Origin of the sequence: [Limnothrix rosea] IAM M-220, from assembly GCF_001904615.1 — a bacterium.
Classification (GTDB): domain Bacteria; phylum Cyanobacteriota; class Cyanobacteriia; order Cyanobacteriales; family MRBY01; genus MRBY01.
Genome location: NZ_MRBY01000066.1, coordinates 1 through 18,276, shown reverse-complemented (window position 1 = coordinate 18,276; position 18,276 = coordinate 1). Strand labels below are relative to the sequence as shown.

General features: G+C 44.9%; 17 protein-coding genes. 11 read left to right on the top strand and 6 right to left on the bottom strand.

Going from position 1 to position 18,276, the window contains the following annotated elements:
* Positions 1–959 precede the first annotated feature (959 nt).
* On the top strand, positions 960–1,190 hold the full coding sequence (locus NIES208_RS17075; protein ID WP_139325093.1) for a hypothetical protein: 231 nt from the start codon (positions 960–962) through the stop codon (positions 1,188–1,190).
* 162 nt (positions 1,191–1,352) lie between these two features.
* Here NIES208_RS17075 and NIES208_RS17070 read toward each other — a convergent pair whose 3' ends face one another.
* The gene (locus tag NIES208_RS17070; protein WP_075894193.1) at positions 1,353–1,973 is read right to left on the bottom strand and encodes a TetR/AcrR family transcriptional regulator; all 621 of its coding nucleotides are present in this window, start codon (positions 1,971–1,973) and stop codon (positions 1,353–1,355) included.
* A gap of 124 nt (positions 1,974–2,097) precedes the next feature.
* Here NIES208_RS17070 and NIES208_RS17065 point away from each other — a divergent pair, with 124 nt between their 5' ends.
* The 4 genes from NIES208_RS17065 (at position 2,098) to NIES208_RS17050 (ending at position 5,703) form a co-directional block, all read left to right on the top strand.
* Positions 2,098–3,285: an ABC exporter membrane fusion protein gene (locus tag NIES208_RS17065; RefSeq protein ID WP_075894192.1), complete on the top strand. Its 1,188-nt coding sequence runs from the start codon at positions 2,098–2,100 to the stop codon at positions 3,283–3,285.
* A 125-nt stretch (positions 3,286–3,410) separates the two neighbouring features.
* Positions 3,411–4,586, top strand: coding sequence for an ABC transporter permease DevC (devC, locus tag NIES208_RS17060; protein ID WP_075894191.1), 1,176 nt, complete (start codon positions 3,411–3,413; stop codon positions 4,584–4,586).
* Between the two features lie 8 nt (positions 4,587–4,594).
* A complete protein-coding gene (locus tag NIES208_RS17055; RefSeq protein ID WP_075894190.1) occupies positions 4,595–5,308 on the top strand; it encodes a DevA family ABC transporter ATP-binding protein in 714 nt (237 codons plus the stop codon).
* Positions 5,309–5,484: 176 nt separating this feature from the next.
* Positions 5,485–5,703, top strand: coding sequence for a hypervirulence associated TUDOR domain-containing protein (locus NIES208_RS17050; protein ID WP_075894189.1), 219 nt, complete (start codon positions 5,485–5,487; stop codon positions 5,701–5,703).
* A gap of 204 nt (positions 5,704–5,907) precedes the next feature.
* Here the strand turns inward: NIES208_RS17050 and NIES208_RS17045 are convergent, their stop codons facing one another.
* Both NIES208_RS17045 and NIES208_RS17040 read right to left on the bottom strand, forming a co-directional pair.
* A complete protein-coding gene (locus NIES208_RS17045) occupies positions 5,908–6,270 on the bottom strand; it encodes a hypothetical protein (RefSeq protein ID WP_075894188.1) in 363 nt (120 codons plus the stop codon).
* A gap of 423 nt (positions 6,271–6,693) precedes the next feature.
* Positions 6,694–7,719, bottom strand: coding sequence for an MDR family oxidoreductase (locus NIES208_RS17040; RefSeq protein ID WP_075894187.1), 1,026 nt, complete (start codon positions 7,717–7,719; stop codon positions 6,694–6,696).
* Between the two features lie 191 nt (positions 7,720–7,910).
* On the opposite strand from NIES208_RS17040, the gene NIES208_RS17035 reads away from it, so the two are divergent.
* The 6 genes from NIES208_RS17035 to NIES208_RS17010 all read left to right on the top strand — a co-directional run bounded on the left by NIES208_RS17035 (position 7,911) and on the right by NIES208_RS17010 (position 15,792).
* A complete protein-coding gene (locus NIES208_RS17035; protein ID WP_075894186.1) occupies positions 7,911–8,495 on the top strand; it encodes a hypothetical protein in 585 nt (194 codons plus the stop codon).
* 173 nt (positions 8,496–8,668) lie between these two features.
* Entirely contained in the window at positions 8,669–10,735 is a 2,067-nt protein-coding gene (locus NIES208_RS17030; protein WP_171971799.1) for an OmpA family protein, read from the top strand.
* A gap of 15 nt (positions 10,736–10,750) precedes the next feature.
* Positions 10,751–11,269 carry a Rab family GTPase gene (locus NIES208_RS17025; protein WP_075894184.1) on the top strand — a complete coding sequence of 173 codons (519 nt, stop codon included), beginning with the start codon at positions 10,751–10,753 and terminating at the stop codon, positions 11,267–11,269.
* Between the two features lie 34 nt (positions 11,270–11,303).
* Positions 11,304–12,818 carry a PAS domain-containing sensor histidine kinase gene (locus NIES208_RS17020; protein ID WP_075894183.1) on the top strand — a complete coding sequence of 505 codons (1,515 nt, stop codon included), beginning with the start codon at positions 11,304–11,306 and terminating at the stop codon, positions 12,816–12,818.
* A gap of 199 nt (positions 12,819–13,017) precedes the next feature.
* Positions 13,018–13,644, top strand: a complete 627-nt coding sequence (locus NIES208_RS17015) for a hypothetical protein (RefSeq protein WP_075894182.1) — start codon at positions 13,018–13,020, stop codon at positions 13,642–13,644.
* Positions 13,645–13,788: 144 nt separating this feature from the next.
* Entirely contained in the window at positions 13,789–15,792 is a 2,004-nt protein-coding gene (locus NIES208_RS17010) for an adenylate/guanylate cyclase domain-containing protein (RefSeq protein ID WP_075894181.1), read from the top strand.
* A gap of 50 nt (positions 15,793–15,842) precedes the next feature.
* On the opposite strand, the gene urtE is transcribed toward NIES208_RS17010, so the two are convergent.
* From urtE to NIES208_RS16995, 3 genes are all read right to left on the bottom strand, one after another.
* Positions 15,843–16,544, bottom strand: coding sequence for an urea ABC transporter ATP-binding subunit UrtE (urtE, locus tag NIES208_RS17005; protein ID WP_075894195.1), 702 nt, complete (start codon positions 16,542–16,544; stop codon positions 15,843–15,845).
* 170 nt (positions 16,545–16,714) lie between these two features.
* Entirely contained in the window at positions 16,715–17,245 is a 531-nt protein-coding gene (locus NIES208_RS17000) for a peptidylprolyl isomerase (protein ID WP_235641425.1), read from the bottom strand.
* 350 nt (positions 17,246–17,595) lie between these two features.
* Positions 17,596–18,066, bottom strand: coding sequence for a DUF4168 domain-containing protein (locus NIES208_RS16995; protein ID WP_075894179.1), 471 nt, complete (start codon positions 18,064–18,066; stop codon positions 17,596–17,598).
* Positions 18,067–18,276 lie beyond the last annotated feature (210 nt).

Below are 18,276 nucleotides of genomic sequence, written 5' to 3'. Positions count from 1 at the left end.
TTCCTCTTTTCCTTGTCCTCTATTCGACCCTGTTCAACTTTTGTCCTGTACTTAGATTTACGCTATATTTCACCTCCAAGCTAATCTTAATCGCCGATTCGTTATTCTTGATGTCGCTTCCTTAATCAGAAAGTGAGCAATAAAAAGTTTTTAATAAAGAGACTTGATCTCAAAAGGTAAATTGTAATTGGCCGGCATTGGTGTGTGGGCATTTGGTAAGGCGATCGCCCTCAATAATAATAAAAAAACTTCGGTATAGAAATGAGTTTAGTGAATTGAATTTACTCAAATTTGCCGCAAAAATTCATATTTTTAATATTGAAACCGTAAATGTGTATTATTTCGTTATTCGATAGAACATGAATAATCGGAAGCTCATCGTCGCTTGAATTTCATGTATGCTGGATTTGATAAAATTTATCCTATCGAAAAAAGCTTTGTCGCTTCAATATACAGATAAATATATAGATAGTCCAAGGGCAGGGCTTGAATGCCGCTACTCTTAAGATAAAGGGTCGAAGGAAAATATTGAAAAATTCTTAGTGCCAAGAAAATATTTTTGTAAAATCAATTACATTTTAATATTTTGATGTAGCGTAAATTGCATTTTAACTAGCTATTTCCCTAAAAAAGCGTAGTTACTACAAGGTAAATATATATATTTATTCCCATTATGTTTTACAAAAATTGAATAAGGCAAAACTACCATCTGGGTGGTAGGTTTTTAGGGTTTGACAGGGCAAAAGGCGTAAATAATACTTTTTTATAATTTTAATGAAATTTCTGCATTGTTAAAGCAACTTTTTCTACTCATACTCTTTTAAACACAAATTTTAGGTTTAATGAATCTTGTAGACTTCGAAAAACTAGATAAACTTTGCGGAGGAGATGATAAGTTTTGCCAAGAAGTATTTACTACTTTTGTAAAAGTAATACCGACATATTTTAACTGTCTACAAATGAGTTTGCTAGAGGAAAATTCAGAGGATGTGCTGGTTATTTCTTGTCAATTGAGGGCTAGTGCTAAACGCTGTTGTGTAGATGAGGTTGTCAAGCAATGTCTAATTTTAGAAAAACAAATCGAGGCGAATGATCTGAAAGGGGCAAGGGAGACCCTAGAAAGGATTCGGGAAGTGCTGCGTCGTATCCAAGATGAATATCCACCTAATGTTTCTTTCCTACTGTCGTGATTTTGGGTAGGGATTTAGTTTCTGTTTTTTCATTTTAAGGTTAGCAGTGTAGTCTGAATTTCTGGTTGGAGAAAGTATTAATTATATTGATTTTTTTTGTCGCTAATGGCTGAGGTTGTAGATTTTTTTGGGTTGCTAGTTTTGTTGCCAGTAATGTTTAGTTTATTTTTTGATAATTAAATCAACTAGGTTATTTACGAGGCGATCGCGCTCCATGGGCACAATTTCTTTGCCATGCAACATCTCTTGCACAATGAAAAAGTAGGCTAAGGAACCTACAAAAATACGGGCGATCGCCTCAGGATCTTCAAACTCAAATTGGGGCGCTGTAGAAAAATATTCGGTCAATAAGCGAAATCCGGTTTTTTCGACATTGCGTACAAAGGCACGGGCAAGTTGCGGGAATCGACCAGATTCACCAATAATTACCCGCATAAAATTTTGAAATAAAGGCTGCTCAGCGCCGATATCCAACATGCGATAGGCTAATTGCTTCAGGATAATCTCTGGCTCAGAAGACAATTTTCCTGCATTAACTGGATCGAAAACGCTACGGAATTTTTTTTCCACAAGGTGCTGGATTAACGCTATAAATAAACTTTCTTTGTCTTGAAAATGGCTGTAAACCGTTGCTTTAGAAACCTTTGAAGATTTCGCCACCCGATCCATACTGGTCGCGGCATAACCGTTAGCCAGAAATTCTCGCATCCCTCCCTGCAAAATCGCCTCTGTTTTCTCGGAGGACAAGTTACGTTCGTTTTCTACCGGGGTCGGCTGTCCCATTGTTTCGCCTGCTTACGTTCTATTTCCAATATAAAACTTTCCTTGACATTTTTAGACTAAACCGATTAGTTTAGTGACAGAAGTGAACTGAACAGTTTAGTTTCTTTGATTCAAAGGGGTAACGATGCAAAGTTTTCTGCCAAGGTCGAATAATCTCAACTTCAAAACCAGTTGGCTGACTATCGGAGCGATCGCCGTGGGTAGTGCGGTGACGATTGGTGGCTTTTTTTATTGGCGTTCAAATTCTGTATCGGAGTCTGCATCAGAAACTTCGGTGGTCGTCGAAGAAATTCGGACAGTGACGGCGTTGGGGCGTTTAGAGCCGATGGGTGAAGTTGTAAATTTGTCTGCACCAACATCAAATCAAGGGAATCGCATTGAAGAGTTGCGGGTGCAGGAGGGCGATCGCCTCGTTGCAGGTCAGGTGGTGGCTATTCTCGATACCTATGACCAACGGCAAGCGGCATTACTCGAAGCAGAACAGCAAATTAAAGTTGCCGAAGCGCAGTTGGCGCGGGTGAAAGCAGGGGCGAAGGACGGTGAAGTTTTAGCGCAGAAAGCAGAAATTAATCGCATTGAAGCGCAGTACCAAGGCGATATCGCAGCGCAAAGTTCGGCGGTACGGCGTTTAGAGGCAGAAGTCATTAATGCAGAAGCGGAATATCAACGGTATCAGTCGCTGTTTGAAGCGGGAGCCATTTCGGAGTCTCAGCGTGATAGTAAGCAGCTAATTTGGCAGACCACCCAAGATTCTTTGCGGGAAGCTCAGGCGAATTTAGACCGCACACGCAACACTAATCCCGCCAATCTTGAGCGTGCCCAAGCAACCCTGTCCCAAATTGCGGAGGTGCGTCCGGTGGATATTCAGGTGGCTCAGGCGGATGTAGACCGGGCGATCGCCATTCGTGACCAAGCCGCAGCAGCCCTAGAGCAGGCAGTTGTTTATGCGCCAATAGCTGGGGAAGTTTTAGCAATCCATGCGCGACCGGGCGAAGTGGTTGGCACAGACGGCATTCTCGACCTTGCCCAAAATACTCAAATGCGGGCGATCGCCGAAGTTTATCAAAGCGATATTCAAAAAGTGAAATTAGGTCAACCCGTCACTGTCATCAGCAGGGCGATCGCCGAACCGTTGCGAGGAACGGTCACCAGAATTGGCTCCGAGGTTTTACGGCAATCGGTGGTAAACACAGACCCCAGCGTCAATATCGATGCGCGGGTAGTGGAAGTTTATATCGACCTCAACACAAACTCCAGCCAACGGGCAGCGAAATTTACCAATCTCCAAGTGCAGGCAGTAATCGAGCAGTAAAAAATCCTTCCTTGGGGAAGGTGGCTGAAAGCCGGAAAGGGTTTCGATAGGTTATGTAGCCCGCGGAGAACCCACCCCTAGCCCCTCCCAAGAGGGGAAATTACAAGACCAATAATCGAGGTTTTATGCTTCAGATTCTCCAAAAAATTCGACGACGCACTCCCCTCGGATGGTTGCAACTCAGTCATGACAAAGGTCGTCTTGCGGTGGCGATCGCCGGCATCGCTTTTGCCGATATTTTGATGTTTATGCAGTTGGGGTTTCAGGCTTCTCTCTACGACAGCAACACGCGGGTCAACCGCCATATGCAGGGCGATATTATTCTTATCAGTCCCAAGGCATTAAATTTGCAAAATACCTCCAGCTTTGCCCGACGACGATTGTTGCAAGCCCAAGATGTCCCCGGTGTAGTCAGTGCAAATGCTTTGTATATCAGTAATCTCACTTGGAAAAATCCCCAAACCAAATTAACCGCGACAGTGCAAGTTTTTGGGTTTGACCCCGACCAACCCGCCTTCGATTTGCCCGAAGTGAATCAGCAGCTCCATAAGCTCAAAATTGCCGATACGATTCTTTTTGACCGTGGCGCGCGGGGAACCTACGATGAGGCGATCGCCGCAGTGGATGCTGGAGAAGTTGTCCAAACCGAAGCAGAAAAACGCACTTTAAATATTGTCGGTATTTTTGAGTTGGGCGCATCCTTTGGCGCAGATGCCAGCTTAATGACCAGTGACCAAACTTTTTTACGAATTTTTCGACGGCGGGAAGCAGGCAGCGTCAATATTGGTCTCCTTGAAATTGACCCCGATTACGATGTCGATGCGGTGGCAGAGCAATTGCGGGACTATTTGCCGGAAGATGTCAAAGTTTTTACCAAGGCCGAATATGTCACCTTCGAAGAAAACTATTGGCGGGTGGCGAGTCCCGTGGGATTTGTGTTTGGGCTGGGAACCGCGATGGCGTTTATTGTCGGCGTGGTGATCGTTTACCAAGTGCTGTCCACCGATGTGAATGCCCATTTGCAGGAGTACGCAACCTTTAAGGCGATGGGCTACCAAAATACCTATTTGCTCACGGTGGTATTTGAAGAGGCGATTATTCTGGCGCTACTGGGGTTTATTCCCGGCGCATTATTACCGATTGGACTGTATCAAGTGGCGGCCAATGCCACAGCTCTGCCCATCTACATGACCCTTTCCCGAGCAAGATCAGTGCTCACCCTAACCGTTGTGATGTGTATGATTTCCGGGGCGATCGCCACCCGCCGTCTCCAGTCCGCTGATCCCGCCGATATGTTTTAGGTTTAACGATGAATGCGAATACTAAGCAAAATAAAGTGGCGATCGCCGTCAAAAATCTCGACCATACCTTTGGACAGGGCAACCTAAAAAAACAGGTGCTCTTTAATATCAATCTCGAAATTAGATCCGGAGAAATGATTCTGATGACAGGCCCGTCCGGTTCCGGTAAAACGACCCTGCTCACACTAATTGGCGGGTTGCGTTCTGCCCAGTCCGGTAGCCTCAAGGTGTTAGATAAAGAACTATTTGGCGCATCCACCCGACAACTTGCCCAAGCCCGTCGCCAACATGGTTATATTTTCCAAGCCCACAATCTCCACCACAGTTTGACCGCCCTCCAAAATGTGCGCATGGGATTAGAAGTGCACCCCGAATTTTCTCCCAAAGAAATGAACGAAAAAGCGGCGGCAATGCTCGAACAAGTTGGTCTCGGAGAACGAGTTGATTATTATCCAGACAATCTCTCCGGCGGACAAAAACAACGGGTGGCGATCGCCCGCGCCCTAGTGAGCCGACCCAAACTCGTTTTGGCCGATGAACCCACCGCAGCCCTCGACAGTAAATCCGGGCGAGATGTCGTCACCCTCATGCAAAATCTAGCGCGAGAACAGGGCTGCACAATCCTCATGGTGACCCACGATAGCCGTATCCTTGATGTTGCTGACCGTATCGTGAATTTAGAAGATGGAAAACTTAAGCCTTTAAATACTGTGACTGCTTAATAGGGCGATCGCTCCACGAACAAAAACTTAACCATTGACTGACTATTTACCTAGCCAATTATCGGCTCTAAGACAGACATAGCAAGACTTTTGAAAGTGTTATCGTTTTTCATGAGAAGCTTTTTATCTCTTTTTCGCAAAGCTAACTGAGCAAAATTATCGGAAAAAAAATACGAATGAACACTTATCAAACAAATACGAAAGTTCAGTGGGATTGGGGCAATGGCACAGCGGAAGGATATATTCGCGAAGTCTTTAGAGAAAAAGTTACTCGCACCATGCAGGGAACAGAAGTTACAAGGAACGCCAGCGATGACAACCCTGCCTACACAATCGAACAGGAAGATGGTTCTAAAGTTTTGAAATCCCACTCAGAACTGGAAAAAGCATCATAGTTTTTGTCAGTGAAATAGTTGATGGCGATCGCCCGCGCTTTAGTGAGTCGAACAAGCTCGTTTTAACAGATGAACCTACCGCAGCCGTTGATAGAAATTGGGACAAGATGTTGTTAGCCTTACGCAAAATCTCGTGTGGTAATAGGGTTATACGATACAAAGGCATATTTCCCTATAAAACAGCATATTTAACTAGAATCTTTATTACTTTTTGCCTTTAAAGTTAAGGACATTAGTTCTGATACCTAAAACTTTTTGTAACTCCACTAATTCTTCCTTTGATTGTGGGTTTGCCTGCGCCGTCATAGTGTAGAAAATTTCCACTAACTTTTGCTTGTTTTTCCCAGTTAATAAAGACGCAATTATTTCATCTTTCGACATTGAGTTCGCGCTAAAAATATTTCCAGAAAAGTAACTTCTAATTAGAATGAGAGTTTCTATAATTTGAGCTGTGTTGCTAGAGCTTTGTTTCTTAGAAAAAGAAAATAGCCCTTTCTTGGGGGCGTTCGAATACATCGCAATGACATTATCTCTAAGTCGGATCAACTCTTCTTCAACTACTTTCATTTTTTTATGGAATCTTTCTTTGCCAAATGATAGTCATCACGAATAAGTTCTAGAGGGTTTTTTATGCCCTTCCTTCGGGAAGGTCGCCTTAGGTGGTCAGTGGTTTCCGAAGGTTACGCTACTCACACTATTTTTTAGCGAAAAAAGGAATTCTATTTATTATTCGAAACTACTATAAAATTAAATTTACTACAAATTAAAAGATTCACTTAACAATCTGGAAAACTTGTGATTTTTATGATTTTGTTGAACTTTTACTGATTTTTTGAAATGCTTTTTTTCTCATTCTCTGACTGTATTCACCAATAAAAAAGCAAATATTGTTTTACTTTTTATGATAAGGCGATCGCCACTAAACAAATGTTGAAATTTTAGCGAGTAGAGTAAAAATGATTTGTAAAGTATCCTATCGAAAAGTCTCGCTTATTTTTCCTGGCCTAGACAAACAATCAATCTACCGCGAACTTTTCCTGAGAGTATCTTCTGAGCAATAGTTGGTATATCTTCAAAGGTAATCACCGTCTGTAAACCTCGCAATTTTTCTAGATCTAAATCTGTAGCTAGTCTGTGCCAAGCCGTTTCTCGCAAGCTTCTTGGACACATCACAGAATCAATCCCCAACAGATTCACACCACGCAGAATAAAAGGAAAAACAGTTGTCGGTAGATTTGAGCCGCCAGCCAAACCACAAGCCGCCACACTGCCGCGATATTTTGTTTGCCGCAGAATACTCGCCAGCGTTTCACCGCCAACCGTATCGATCGCCCCCGCCCAGCGTTCAGACTCCAGAGGTTTACCACTGGGATTTGCCAGCTCTTCCCGATGAATCAGTTCCGTTGCACCGAGAGACTTTAAATAGTCACCCTGTTCTTCGACTCGCCCCGTCGCTGCCACCACTTCATAACCCAGCTTCGACAACAATAAAATCGCGATAGAACCGACACCGCCCGTCGCACCAGTCACCACCACAGGGCCCTGGTCTGGCAAAACACCATGATCTTCGAGGGCCAGCACCGACAACATTGCCGTGAAACCCGCCGTCCCGATCGCCATACAATCCTGCCGCGATAAACCGTCGGGGATCGGCAAAGCCCAATTCTCTTTCACCCGACAAAATCCCGCATAGCCCCCAGAAACCTTTTCACCGAGACCATAGCCTGTCACAAGAACTTCATCACCCCCTTGAAAAGCACTATTTTCAGCCGCTTCCTCAACGAAGCCCGCCGCATCTATCCCGGGCACAATTGGGAACTTCCGTAAAACCTTGCCTTTACCCGTCACTGCCAACGCATCTTTATAGTTCAATGAAGAATGGGTGACTCGAATGAGGAGGTCTCCATCAGCTTGATTTGGTAGAGCCTTGATATCGGTCAACTCTGTCGAAGTTGCTGTAGATTGACCATTTTCTCGCTGATCAACGATGAGTGCGGTAAACGGATGTTGAGGCATTGCTTTGTGGCTCCATGAGGTTGTTACTTTAAAATAAGCATTGGTAGAGCTTTTAAATAATGTCTACACATACAAAAAAGTATTCTCCCGCTCTAATGAAAAATGCTTGTCAATCCCTAGGATTTTGCTTAGTATCAAGGTCAAGTCTTTAAACTGATATTCCTGACTTTACTGCCCCTAGAGCTGCCACCATGCCAGAATCTGCAAATAATCTTGATCAAATCCGCGACTTACTCTTTGGTCAACAGCTTGATGCGTATGAAACACGTTTCCGTAGCTATGGCGATCGCCTCGAGCAGATCGAAGCGAGTCTGGGGGAGTTTCGTGGACAAATCCAAGGACAACTCCAACAGCTAGAAGGCACAATTTCCCATGAGCTGCTCAACCTCAACCAAGGCCTAGAAAGTAAACTAAAATATTTTAGTAACGCCAGCAACAGCGAGCTCAATAAGCTAGAGCAAATGCTCAGTGGCGAAATGGATAGTTTTACCCAAGAGCTAAACGCCTTCCAGAGAGATTTCGGTAGCCAGTATGGCTCCCTTAAAAGCGAACTCGAATCCATTCGCCAACACCTCGACAATCAGCTTGAAGGGCTAAAAGAAGCAATTTCTGATGAGTGGAATAGCCTCTACAGCGAAACAAATGAGGGCAAACTGACTAAAGATCAATTGGGTAAAATGCTGTTTGAATTTTCCCTAAAAACCCGCGATGGTAGCTTTCTAGCCGAATTGCCCCAGGGTGTCCAAGAGCAAATCGAAGCCGAATTAGAATCTTAAAAATAAATGGGTTAAGTTAAGCTGTAGTCAAAGATTTTGCTTGATTTAAATACACTTAGATAAAGTTAGTGATTGAATTTCACTGATGGGTGTTATTAATCGCGAAATAATTACTCATGATGGCAATGGTATGTCCATGCCTTGATGATCCTGTCTTCGTTCTTATTTTTCTAATGGAACAGCGTTTTGACGCGCCTCACTCTGATAATAGCCCAAGCTCGAAAGGCGATCGCCCTGCTGATGTATCTACTGAAAGCGGCGTTTCGTCTCGGAGGGTATCGGCTGAAGTTGTGGCGGCTCAGGAAGCCATAGAGTCGTCCGAACGACCAGAAAACTTACTACAAGAACTCCTTGCTGATCTGGTTTTTGGTAGTGGTAAACAGCCAGACTTTACGCCCCTTGAGCTGAAAATTGAACAGCTAGAAAGTAAACTCTATGAGCCAGAAGAAACAATCAAATTATTGATGCCCGTGATTTCGGAGTTGCTTAACCGCAAGGTAATGGAATCTAAAGACAGTATTATCCGGGCTATTGTACCGATTATTGATGAGGTGATCGTCGAGAAAACCCAAGAGGATAAGGTTGCTATGATTCGGGCGATCGCCAATCTGATCCCCGGGGCGATCGATCAGCAAGTCCGCAGCAATTCTGATGATCTCGTCGAAGCCTTAGCACCAGCCATGGGCGACATTATTAAACAGCAAATTCGTATCGAACGGGATGCGATGGTAGATGCCCTTTATCCTGTGATTGGCAGTACCATCTCCAAATATATGCAGGATGTGGTGCAGGAAATTAATTCAAGGGTCGAAAGTACCCTGACCCCGGCTGGCATCCAAAGAAAATTGCGCGCCAAAATGAAGGGCATTTCTGAAGCGGAACTGATTTTTCAGGAGTCCATGCCCTTTGAAATTAAGGCGGTTTTCTTGATTCATAAACAGTCGGGGCTGATTATCGCCTCCGCTAAGCAACAAAAATCCTTGCCAGAAAATACGGATGACAAAGAAGGGAAGGCTCTAGAGGGGGATTTGATGGCGGGCATGCTTACTGCGATGCGGAGTTTTGCCTCGGAGTGCTCGATTGAGCCGGGTAATACGTCGGAGCTGAAGGAGATTGAATATGAAAGCTTTCAGATTTTGATGGAGGTAGCAGGGTATTGTTACATCGCCACGGTGCTAAAGGGTGAGGTGGAAGCAAATTACATCAAGAAAATGCGGCGATCCCTATCCAATATTATTTTGCAATATGACCGCGACCAAAGTATTCATTATTATTCTGGTGATCCCAATTCTGTCGATAATGCGGTAAAACAAGAATTAGAGGAGCTGATTGACTATCGACCTCAAACAACGGATTCGGATAAAGGTAGTTTTCCTGCTGCGTTATTGTTATTGGTGTTTGTCCCTTTATTTGTTTGGGGAGGCTGGCGCTTTTGGCAGAACAAACAGCTACAGGCCCTAGCGGCCGTTGAGTCACAAATTGATGTGGAGCTTAATGTCGATCCCCAATTAGCGATTTATCCCGTTGACTCTGATGTGGCCAAGGTCAAGGGCGATCGCCAAATCACCCTATCGGGCAAAGTGCCCTTTGTGCGCCTCAAGGAAAAAGCGGAAACCATTGCCCGCGCCCAAGTCGCCCAATTGGAAGAGCCAAACCAATGGCAAATCATTAATGACATTATTACCGTCGAAGTGGAGCCAGACCCAGAGACGATCGCCAGTGAAGTTGAACGACTCACCAAAGTGCTCAATCAAAATGAAGATCTCGTCATCGCCACCGAGTACGGCGATCGCCAAGTCGCCATTACCGGACATCTCCGCACCGATACCCAGATCCGGCAGGTAGCCGATAGTTTTAGTGAAATTCCGGGCGTTGAAAATGTTTTGATTACCGCGACATCCAAGGCCTTTCCCATTGACCAACGCCTTTACTTTGCCAATAATACCGCCGCCCTCAATCCCAATGATATTCGAGAAAAATTACCCTCTATCCAAGAATTTTTGCAGCAATATCCCCAGATGAAACTACGTATCATCGGCCATATTCACACCAGTGAAACCCAGCAAAATAATCTCGCCCAAAAACGGGCGATCGCCGTCCGTGATAGTCTCTTAAACCTCGGTATTGCAGCAGAGCGACTAGACATTGTGGCCGCACCTTCATCGCCTCCAAACCTCACCCAAGCCGACGATGCATGGCTCAGCCGCTGTGTCCGTTTTGAACGTATTATGGAGAAATAAGAAAAACTTTAAAATATGGCAACTATTAAGAAAAAAATTTGTATGTTGGGGGATTTTGGCGTCGGGAAAACCAGTCTAATTCGTCGTTTTGTCGAACGCTCCTTTACTGACGAATACCTCTCAACAGTCGGCGTTAAGATCTCTCGAAAAACCATTGGCTTGTCTGATCTTTCCCAAGAGATTGATCTATTGATCTGGGATATCGAAGGACAAACTAAATTTAAAGCTGTTGCGCCATCCTATCTACAAGGTGCTGCCGCCGTCATTATTGTGGGCGATGTCACCCGTCCAGAAACTGTGCAACACTTCCAAGAACATATCGAGTTATTTTACCGCGCTAGCCCTACTGGTAAGGTGATTTTAGCCTTAAATAAAACTGATTTAATCGAACCAGAAATTGGCAAAAAATTAGAGGACTTTCTCAAGGAAGTGGTCGCCAATGTGTTGGGAATTTACCAAACCTCTGCCAAGACATCAAAAAATGTAGATGTAATCTTTGAAAGATTGGCAAAACAACTGATAATAGCAGCGTAAAGTCGCCTTCGCTTTTAGAACTTCCTGCGATCCCATGAGCTTACTGCCTGAAAAATTTATCATGCCGCCCCATGTCGATTATTTACTCTTGGGTCGGTCACTGACGATTATCGAATTTTCGGGGAATTTAGATGTCTTTGCGATCGCCCCAGATTTATTAAACATCGGGCAACCGGTGTGTGATGCCTTCCCTGAGCTAATCGGTGCCGAAGAAATCCTAGAACAAATTTGCCTCGGCAAAATCCGCGAATACGAGCTGCGAGAAGTGGCACGGGAAGATTTGTATTTCAACCTTTATGTGCATCGGATTGATCGCTATTTAGTGCTGTTGTTTGAAGATATCACCGAGATGATGAACCTCAAGCAATCCCTTGTACAACGAGCCAATGAGGCGGGATTGCTGCTAGATGCCCTCCGTAACTCCAAGGATTACCTCGATAAGGTGATGCTCTCCATGGGCGATGCTTTGATTATTACTGACCAACAGGGGGTGATTCGCTCCGTTAACCAGGCCGCAGTAGAGATGTTTGGCTATCCAGAAGAAGAACTGCTCACAACATCTTTAGCTCATCTATTACCTCCAGATATTTGGCAAGATAACTTTGAGCCGAAGGCGATCGCCGCCCACCAAGACACCATAAAAAACGTCGAAGTAGAGTGTTTTACCAAGGATCAACAGTCCCTCACCATAGAATTTAACTGCTCCCAAGTATTGACGGATCTCAATCAAACAGAATCCTTTGTTTATATTGGCCGCGATATTACTGTCCGCAAAAAAGCCGAACTGGAAAAACAAAAGGCGATCGCCAAAGAGCGTGAATTAGTTGAATTACGCTCCCGTTTTCTCTCCACTGCTTCCCACGAATTTCGCAATCCCATTGCCAGCATTTTGATGTGTACCGAAATCTTACAAAACTCAGGCACCGAAATCACCGACGAAGAACTAGCCATGTACATCGGGTTTATCCAGCAGGCCGGTAGTAATCTCAAAAATGTTGTGGAAGATGTCCTCTTAATCAGTAAGGCAGAAGCCGGCAAAGTGAAATTCAAACCTGCCGATTTTCATCTACCGCGTTTTTGTAACAGATTGATCCAGCAAATTCATCTGTCCACGAACGAACACCGCATCCAAGCGAGCTACCCACCAGAGCTAGAAACAGTCAGTATGGACGGCAAATTGCTCCAACATATTCTCCAAAATTTATTATCCAATGCGGTGAAATATTCTCCCGGCGATCGCCCTGTCGAATTCACGATCACACCAGCCGGACAAACAGGCTATTTAGAATTCATCGTGCGCGACTACGGCATTGGTATTCCCGCAGCAGACCTCGACCATATTTTTGATTCCTTTCACCGCGCCACCAACGTCGGTAATATTCCCGGCACAGGTTTAGGCATGTCCATTACCCACGAATATATTCAGCTACATAAGGGCACAATTACCATTGCCAGCGAAGAAAACAAAGGCACAGAAATTCACGTTATCCTCCCCGATGCCAAGCAAATGCCAGAGTTGGTGACAGCAAAACCCACAGCAACCACCTAGAAAAATTGACTTGCACCAAAATCCCTATGGAAAAACCCTTCCCCCATCGCTCATCACCTTCAGGCCAAATCCCCACAGCACAAAAAATATCCCCACCGCTTCAGATTCAACACTTTAAATACTTTTAGAATTAGAAATCTAGGGTAAAATCCTTACCATTAGACATAATATTCTCCCGTCGTAATCCTCGTAGCAAACTATGGCAGACAGTAAACCCGATCTCATGCGCGATCGCCTTGGCAATATTGACCAGATTCGAGACGTTCTCTTTGGTCAAAAAGCCCAAGAATACGAGCAACAGTTCACCAGCTACGATCAACGTCTGGATAAAGTCGAAACAGAACTGACCCAACTGCAAACCGAAACCCGCGATCGCCTCCGTCACCTCCAAGACACCTTTTCTACCGAGCTACGTAGTACCCTCGACTCCCTCGAAAAAAAACTAAAATACCTGAGTCTGACCACCCACGAAACCACCAGTAACCTCCAGCAAGAGCTGAAAACCACAAACGCCAAAAACGACCAAGAATTAGATAATCTCAGTAAATCAGTTGCTGATAAAAGCAGCCTATTGCGCGAGCAGCTCACCGAAACCAAAGAGCAGTTTGACGCTGATCTGAAAGTCCTAAAAGAGCAACTCTTCACCGAAATCGATAAAGGTTTCTCTTACCTGCGCGAATCCAAAGTATCTCGTGCCGTCCTCGCCGAAGTGCTCTTTGAAATGTGCATCAAAGTTAAAGGTAGCGACGTTTTCCCAAGTTTGACAGAAGAGGGTGACAATCCAGTACAAGCAAGTTTTTTACTTCCTGATGAGCAAGACTTATAGATGAATCTTGATTAATGTGAGTCTAAAAGCTAGCGTACAGTTAAGCCTGTCAGTGACTCAGCCTCACAGTATCTCGTCTAAACACCCATAATCGAGGGGACGGTACAACACTCAGCGACGCTGCCAGAAGGGTTTCCACTCATCATGCCCCAAACTGATTTTTTATTAATCGTCCCAAAACATCTCCACTACGTTCTGCTGAATGGGGAGCTAGGCATTGTTGCATTGTCTGCACAGGCTAAGTCCTGTGTCGATGATGTGGCGTGTTTGCAGGTTGGGGAAGATATTCGAGATAGTTTTCCTGAGCTTTATGGGTTGGAAGAAATCCTTGGCGAGATTATTGCAGCAAAAAGAGAGCAGTTTGAAGTTAAAGCGATCAATCGTCAAATTGGCAATCAGCAACTTTATCTTGACCTTTATTTTCGTTCACACCCAACAGGCAATGGCCAAGTGCAGCTATTGATGTTCCTTGAGGATGTCACTGACAAGATGAGCTTAGAGCAAACGTTAGTGCAGAGTAATAATGAAACAAATCTGCTCGTCACAGCTCTAAAAAATGCCAAGCAATACGCGGAAACAATTATTGAGTCCATCGCTGAAGCCCTGATTGTGACGGATACTAATGGTAAGATTTTACGGATTAATTCGGTCGCTACAGAGATTTTAGAGTATAGCGAACGTGAGTTATTGGGGCGATCGCTCTTTGAGATTTTAAACACACCAGAGGCACAACTACTCCGCTACGAAGCCCTCAACTTTTTTGACAAAGACCCTAGCGCCTCTAGCCAACGTGTCGAGGTTAATTGCTTTCGTAAATTAGGGAGACCGCTGGTGTTGGCTTTTTCTTGGTCGTTGTTGGAACAATCTCCTAATCAGCTTGAAATTATCTATGTTGCCCGCGATGTTACCCGCGATCGCCGCGATCAAAATCGCCTAGCGGTTCAGTACATGATTGCCCGTGCTCTGTCGGAAGTGGCATCCATAGAAAAAGTGGTTCAAGATGTTCTAAAAATTATTTGCAATCAGCTGCAATTTGATGTGGGTGAACTGTGGGAAGCCGTTTCAGCAGGAGAGATAGATGCTAGTCGTTATCCTGCCATTATGTCCTATCCCATGAGTCACATTTATCTCCAACGTATTCATCAAATCGCCCTTGCGAAATTTAGTCATAAGCCAGTGGGCTTTGTTGAGGTCAGTGATCGTGTGTTGTTAATGCCGGGTAGTGGGTTAGCGGGTCGTGTGTGGGAGCAGCGATCGCCCCAATGGATTTATGATCTTTTACAAGATCCAGATTTTGGTCAAAAATCCTTTGCTTGCCGTGAGGGTCTACGTTCTGCCTTTGCCTTTCCTGTGATGGCAGCAGGGGAAATCTTGGGGGTGATGACCTTTTTTTCCGAAAACCCCCAGTCGGATAACCCAGAGCTATTGCAGATTATGGATGCCATTGGCCAACAGTTAGGGCAGTATATCCGTCGTAAACAAGCAGAATCTGCCCTCAAGGAACAACAGCAGCAAACCGAAAAACTCTTGCTCAATATTTTGCCGGAGACGATCGCCACCCAGTTACGCCAGTCCGGGCGTACCATTGCCCGTCAGTTTGACGATGTTACCGTCTTGTTTGCTGATATCGTCGGCTTTACAGAATTTGCTGGTAATTTATCTCCCATTGAGGTCGTTAAAGTTCTCAATCAGATTTTCTCCTGTTTCGACGAGCTTACAGAGCAATATGAATTAGAAAAAATTAAAACCATTGGTGACTCCTATATGGTGGTCGGTGGTTTACCGGAACCCCGTGCTGACCATGCTGAGGCGATCGCCAACATGGCATTAGATATGCGAGAAGCCCTAAACGCTCTCAACGCCCAAACAGGACACCAGTTTAAACTTCGCATTGGGATCAACAGTGGCGCAGTGGTGGCAGGGGTGATTGGCCAGAAAAAATTCATCTATGATCTGTGGGGAGACAGCGTCAATATTGCTAGTCGGATGGAGTCCCACGGCATCCCAGACCAAATTCAATGCTCCTGTTCCACCTATCAACAGCTTGCCAACGCCAACTATCAATGGTTTGAGCGTGGCTCTATTCCCATTAAAGGAAAAGGGGAGATGAAAACGTATTTTTTAATCGGTCGCGGCGAGGAAAACTAAAACGCCCTCCGCCTTCTAAATTTTCAGTCTTCTAAATTTGCAGTTTTTATTTACACAGCGAGGAATTGCTGAATGACATCTTGGCTCAGTTCGCTAGTACTTCCCGATGCCACAATGCCGCCCTTTTGCATCGCATAATATCGATCAGCTTGGCGTACAAAATGCAGGTGTTGTTCGACAAGCAATACAGAAATCCCAGTCTCCGCAATAATCTGTTTAACCGCCGCTTCAATTTCTAAAATAATCGATGGCTGAATACCTTCAGTGGGTTCATCCAGAATTAAGAGCTTGGGACGACCCATCATCGCGCGGGCGATCGCCAACTGTTGCTGCTGACCCCCACTCAAATCACCCCCCATACGATTGAGCATATCTTTAAGCATGGGAAACAAATTCAAAATCTCCGACGGAATATTACTCCTATTGCGACGACCCTTCGGTAGTGCCTCTAGACCCAAAAGTAAATTTTCCCGTACCGAAACCCGTGGAATGATTTCTCGCCCCTGGGGCACATAGCCAATCCCCAAACGCGCCCGCCGATCTGTGGGCACAGCATTCACCTCTTCGCCCATAAACCGTAGACTCCCTGTACGAGGAGGAAGCAAACCCATCACCGTTTTTAGCAGCGTTGTCTTACCGACCCCATTGCGACCGATCAAACAGACCATTTGACCCTGCGGCACATTCAGATCCACATTACGAAGGATATGGCTTTCGCCGTAATAAACATTTAGTCCAGAAACATTTAGCAGCGGTGTATCGGTTTGAGTCATAGCTTTGGTGAGATCGATGGAAAAATCTAAAGGTGAACAAACAAAAAAGCAAACTTTAAGGCTTAATCATAAACAATAAAGTCTGCTTTAATTCGTAACGAATGCATCAACATCAAGTAGAGCAATGCTTATTTGTTAAGTCATGACAACTATTCTTTAAGTTCACCGCAGTCAGCGATCACAATCGGTGCATCAGGTTTGCCGCTGCGAGAGCCATGCTCTTCAATGGTTTTAACCACATCCATACCTTCTACAACTTTACCGAAGACGACATGTTTGCCATTGAGCCAAGGTGTTACTGCTGTCGTGATAAAAAACTGGGAGCCATTGGTATTGGGGCCAGCATTCGCCATACTCAGTAGGCCGGGAACATTGTGACGCAGTTCGAAGTTCTCATCTTTAAACTTCTCGCCATAGATAGATTCGCCGCCTGTGCCGTTACCGCGGGTAAAGTCTCCCCCTTGGCACATAAATTCAGGGATGACACGGTGGAAACTAGATCCTTTGTAGTGCAGAGGTTTGCCCTGTTTACCCATGCCTTTTTCCCCTGTGCAGAGGGCGCGGAAGTTTTCCGCTGTTTCGGGGACGGTGTTGGCGTAGAGTTCGAAGACAATGCGTCCGGCAGATTCGCCGCCGATAGTCATGTCAAAGAATACTTTGGGGTTTGGCTGTTCGCTCACGATTGCTTGTCCTTAAATTTAGTGAATTGACAATAATTAATGGTACTTGATCTAATTCACTGCATTGGAATTTGTCTTGATGGTACTGGTTGTCACTATGGTTCAAGACTGATGTGAAAGCTCATATTTTTCTTGAGGGTGACTGGTGAACTATTCAGGCTCAATATTGATAAATCTTGCTTACTGCCATGGACAACTTATCGTCAGTAATAGTAGGCGGCCAAGGAAGGGGGTTTAGGGGAAAATTTGCAGCCGGATATGTTGCATCACCGTACAATGTGGCCATTTTACATTGACGAAATGTTCTGGAGAATATTTTGGAACAAGACAAGTTGTTAATTCGCTAATTGTTAGCGTTCGTTTAAAATCTCTGTCATGAGATCGAAGATAGTGCTTTGAAGTGCTGGGTCATTTTCTAGTCGATTGCTGATCTGGTTGAAGGTACTGCGGGGAATGATATTGTCGATCAGTGCGGGGAGTTCTTCGTTGCAATAAGCTCGGACTTTACGGATGGCTTCGCGATTACCTAGCTTGCGAATACTACCGGAGTCGTCACATCGTACTTCCCAATCGGTTTTTTTGCCGGTTAGTTCTTCGACTTCTAGTAGGAGACTTTCCATTCTGTTGCCGCCATAAATTGCGAGATAGGCTTCGGCATATTTTCTTAGGTCGCTTGGGGAGAAGGTTTGGGCGATCGCCTGTTGCTGCCAAGATAGGGGTGTTGATGTTGCTTCTAGCTGTGGAGCAACACCAAGGGCAATGGAACCGATGGTCATCAGACTACTGAGGGCAAAATAGCGTAGGCGAAGGGGTAAGGACATAATCGATAGGTGTGGGTAAGAAAATGAAAGGAATGATTGGAATAGATCAATGTCTTGGGGTAGATGTCACCGAGAGGTGATCGTTCCATCTAAGCCTAAAGAAGACATTTGCTCTGCAGAAGTTCCATGGTTTTGAGTTTTTTGTGCTCCTAGGTTAACGTGAGTTTTGCTTAAGCATGCTCGGAAGTACGACGCGGTGAATGGGAGAGC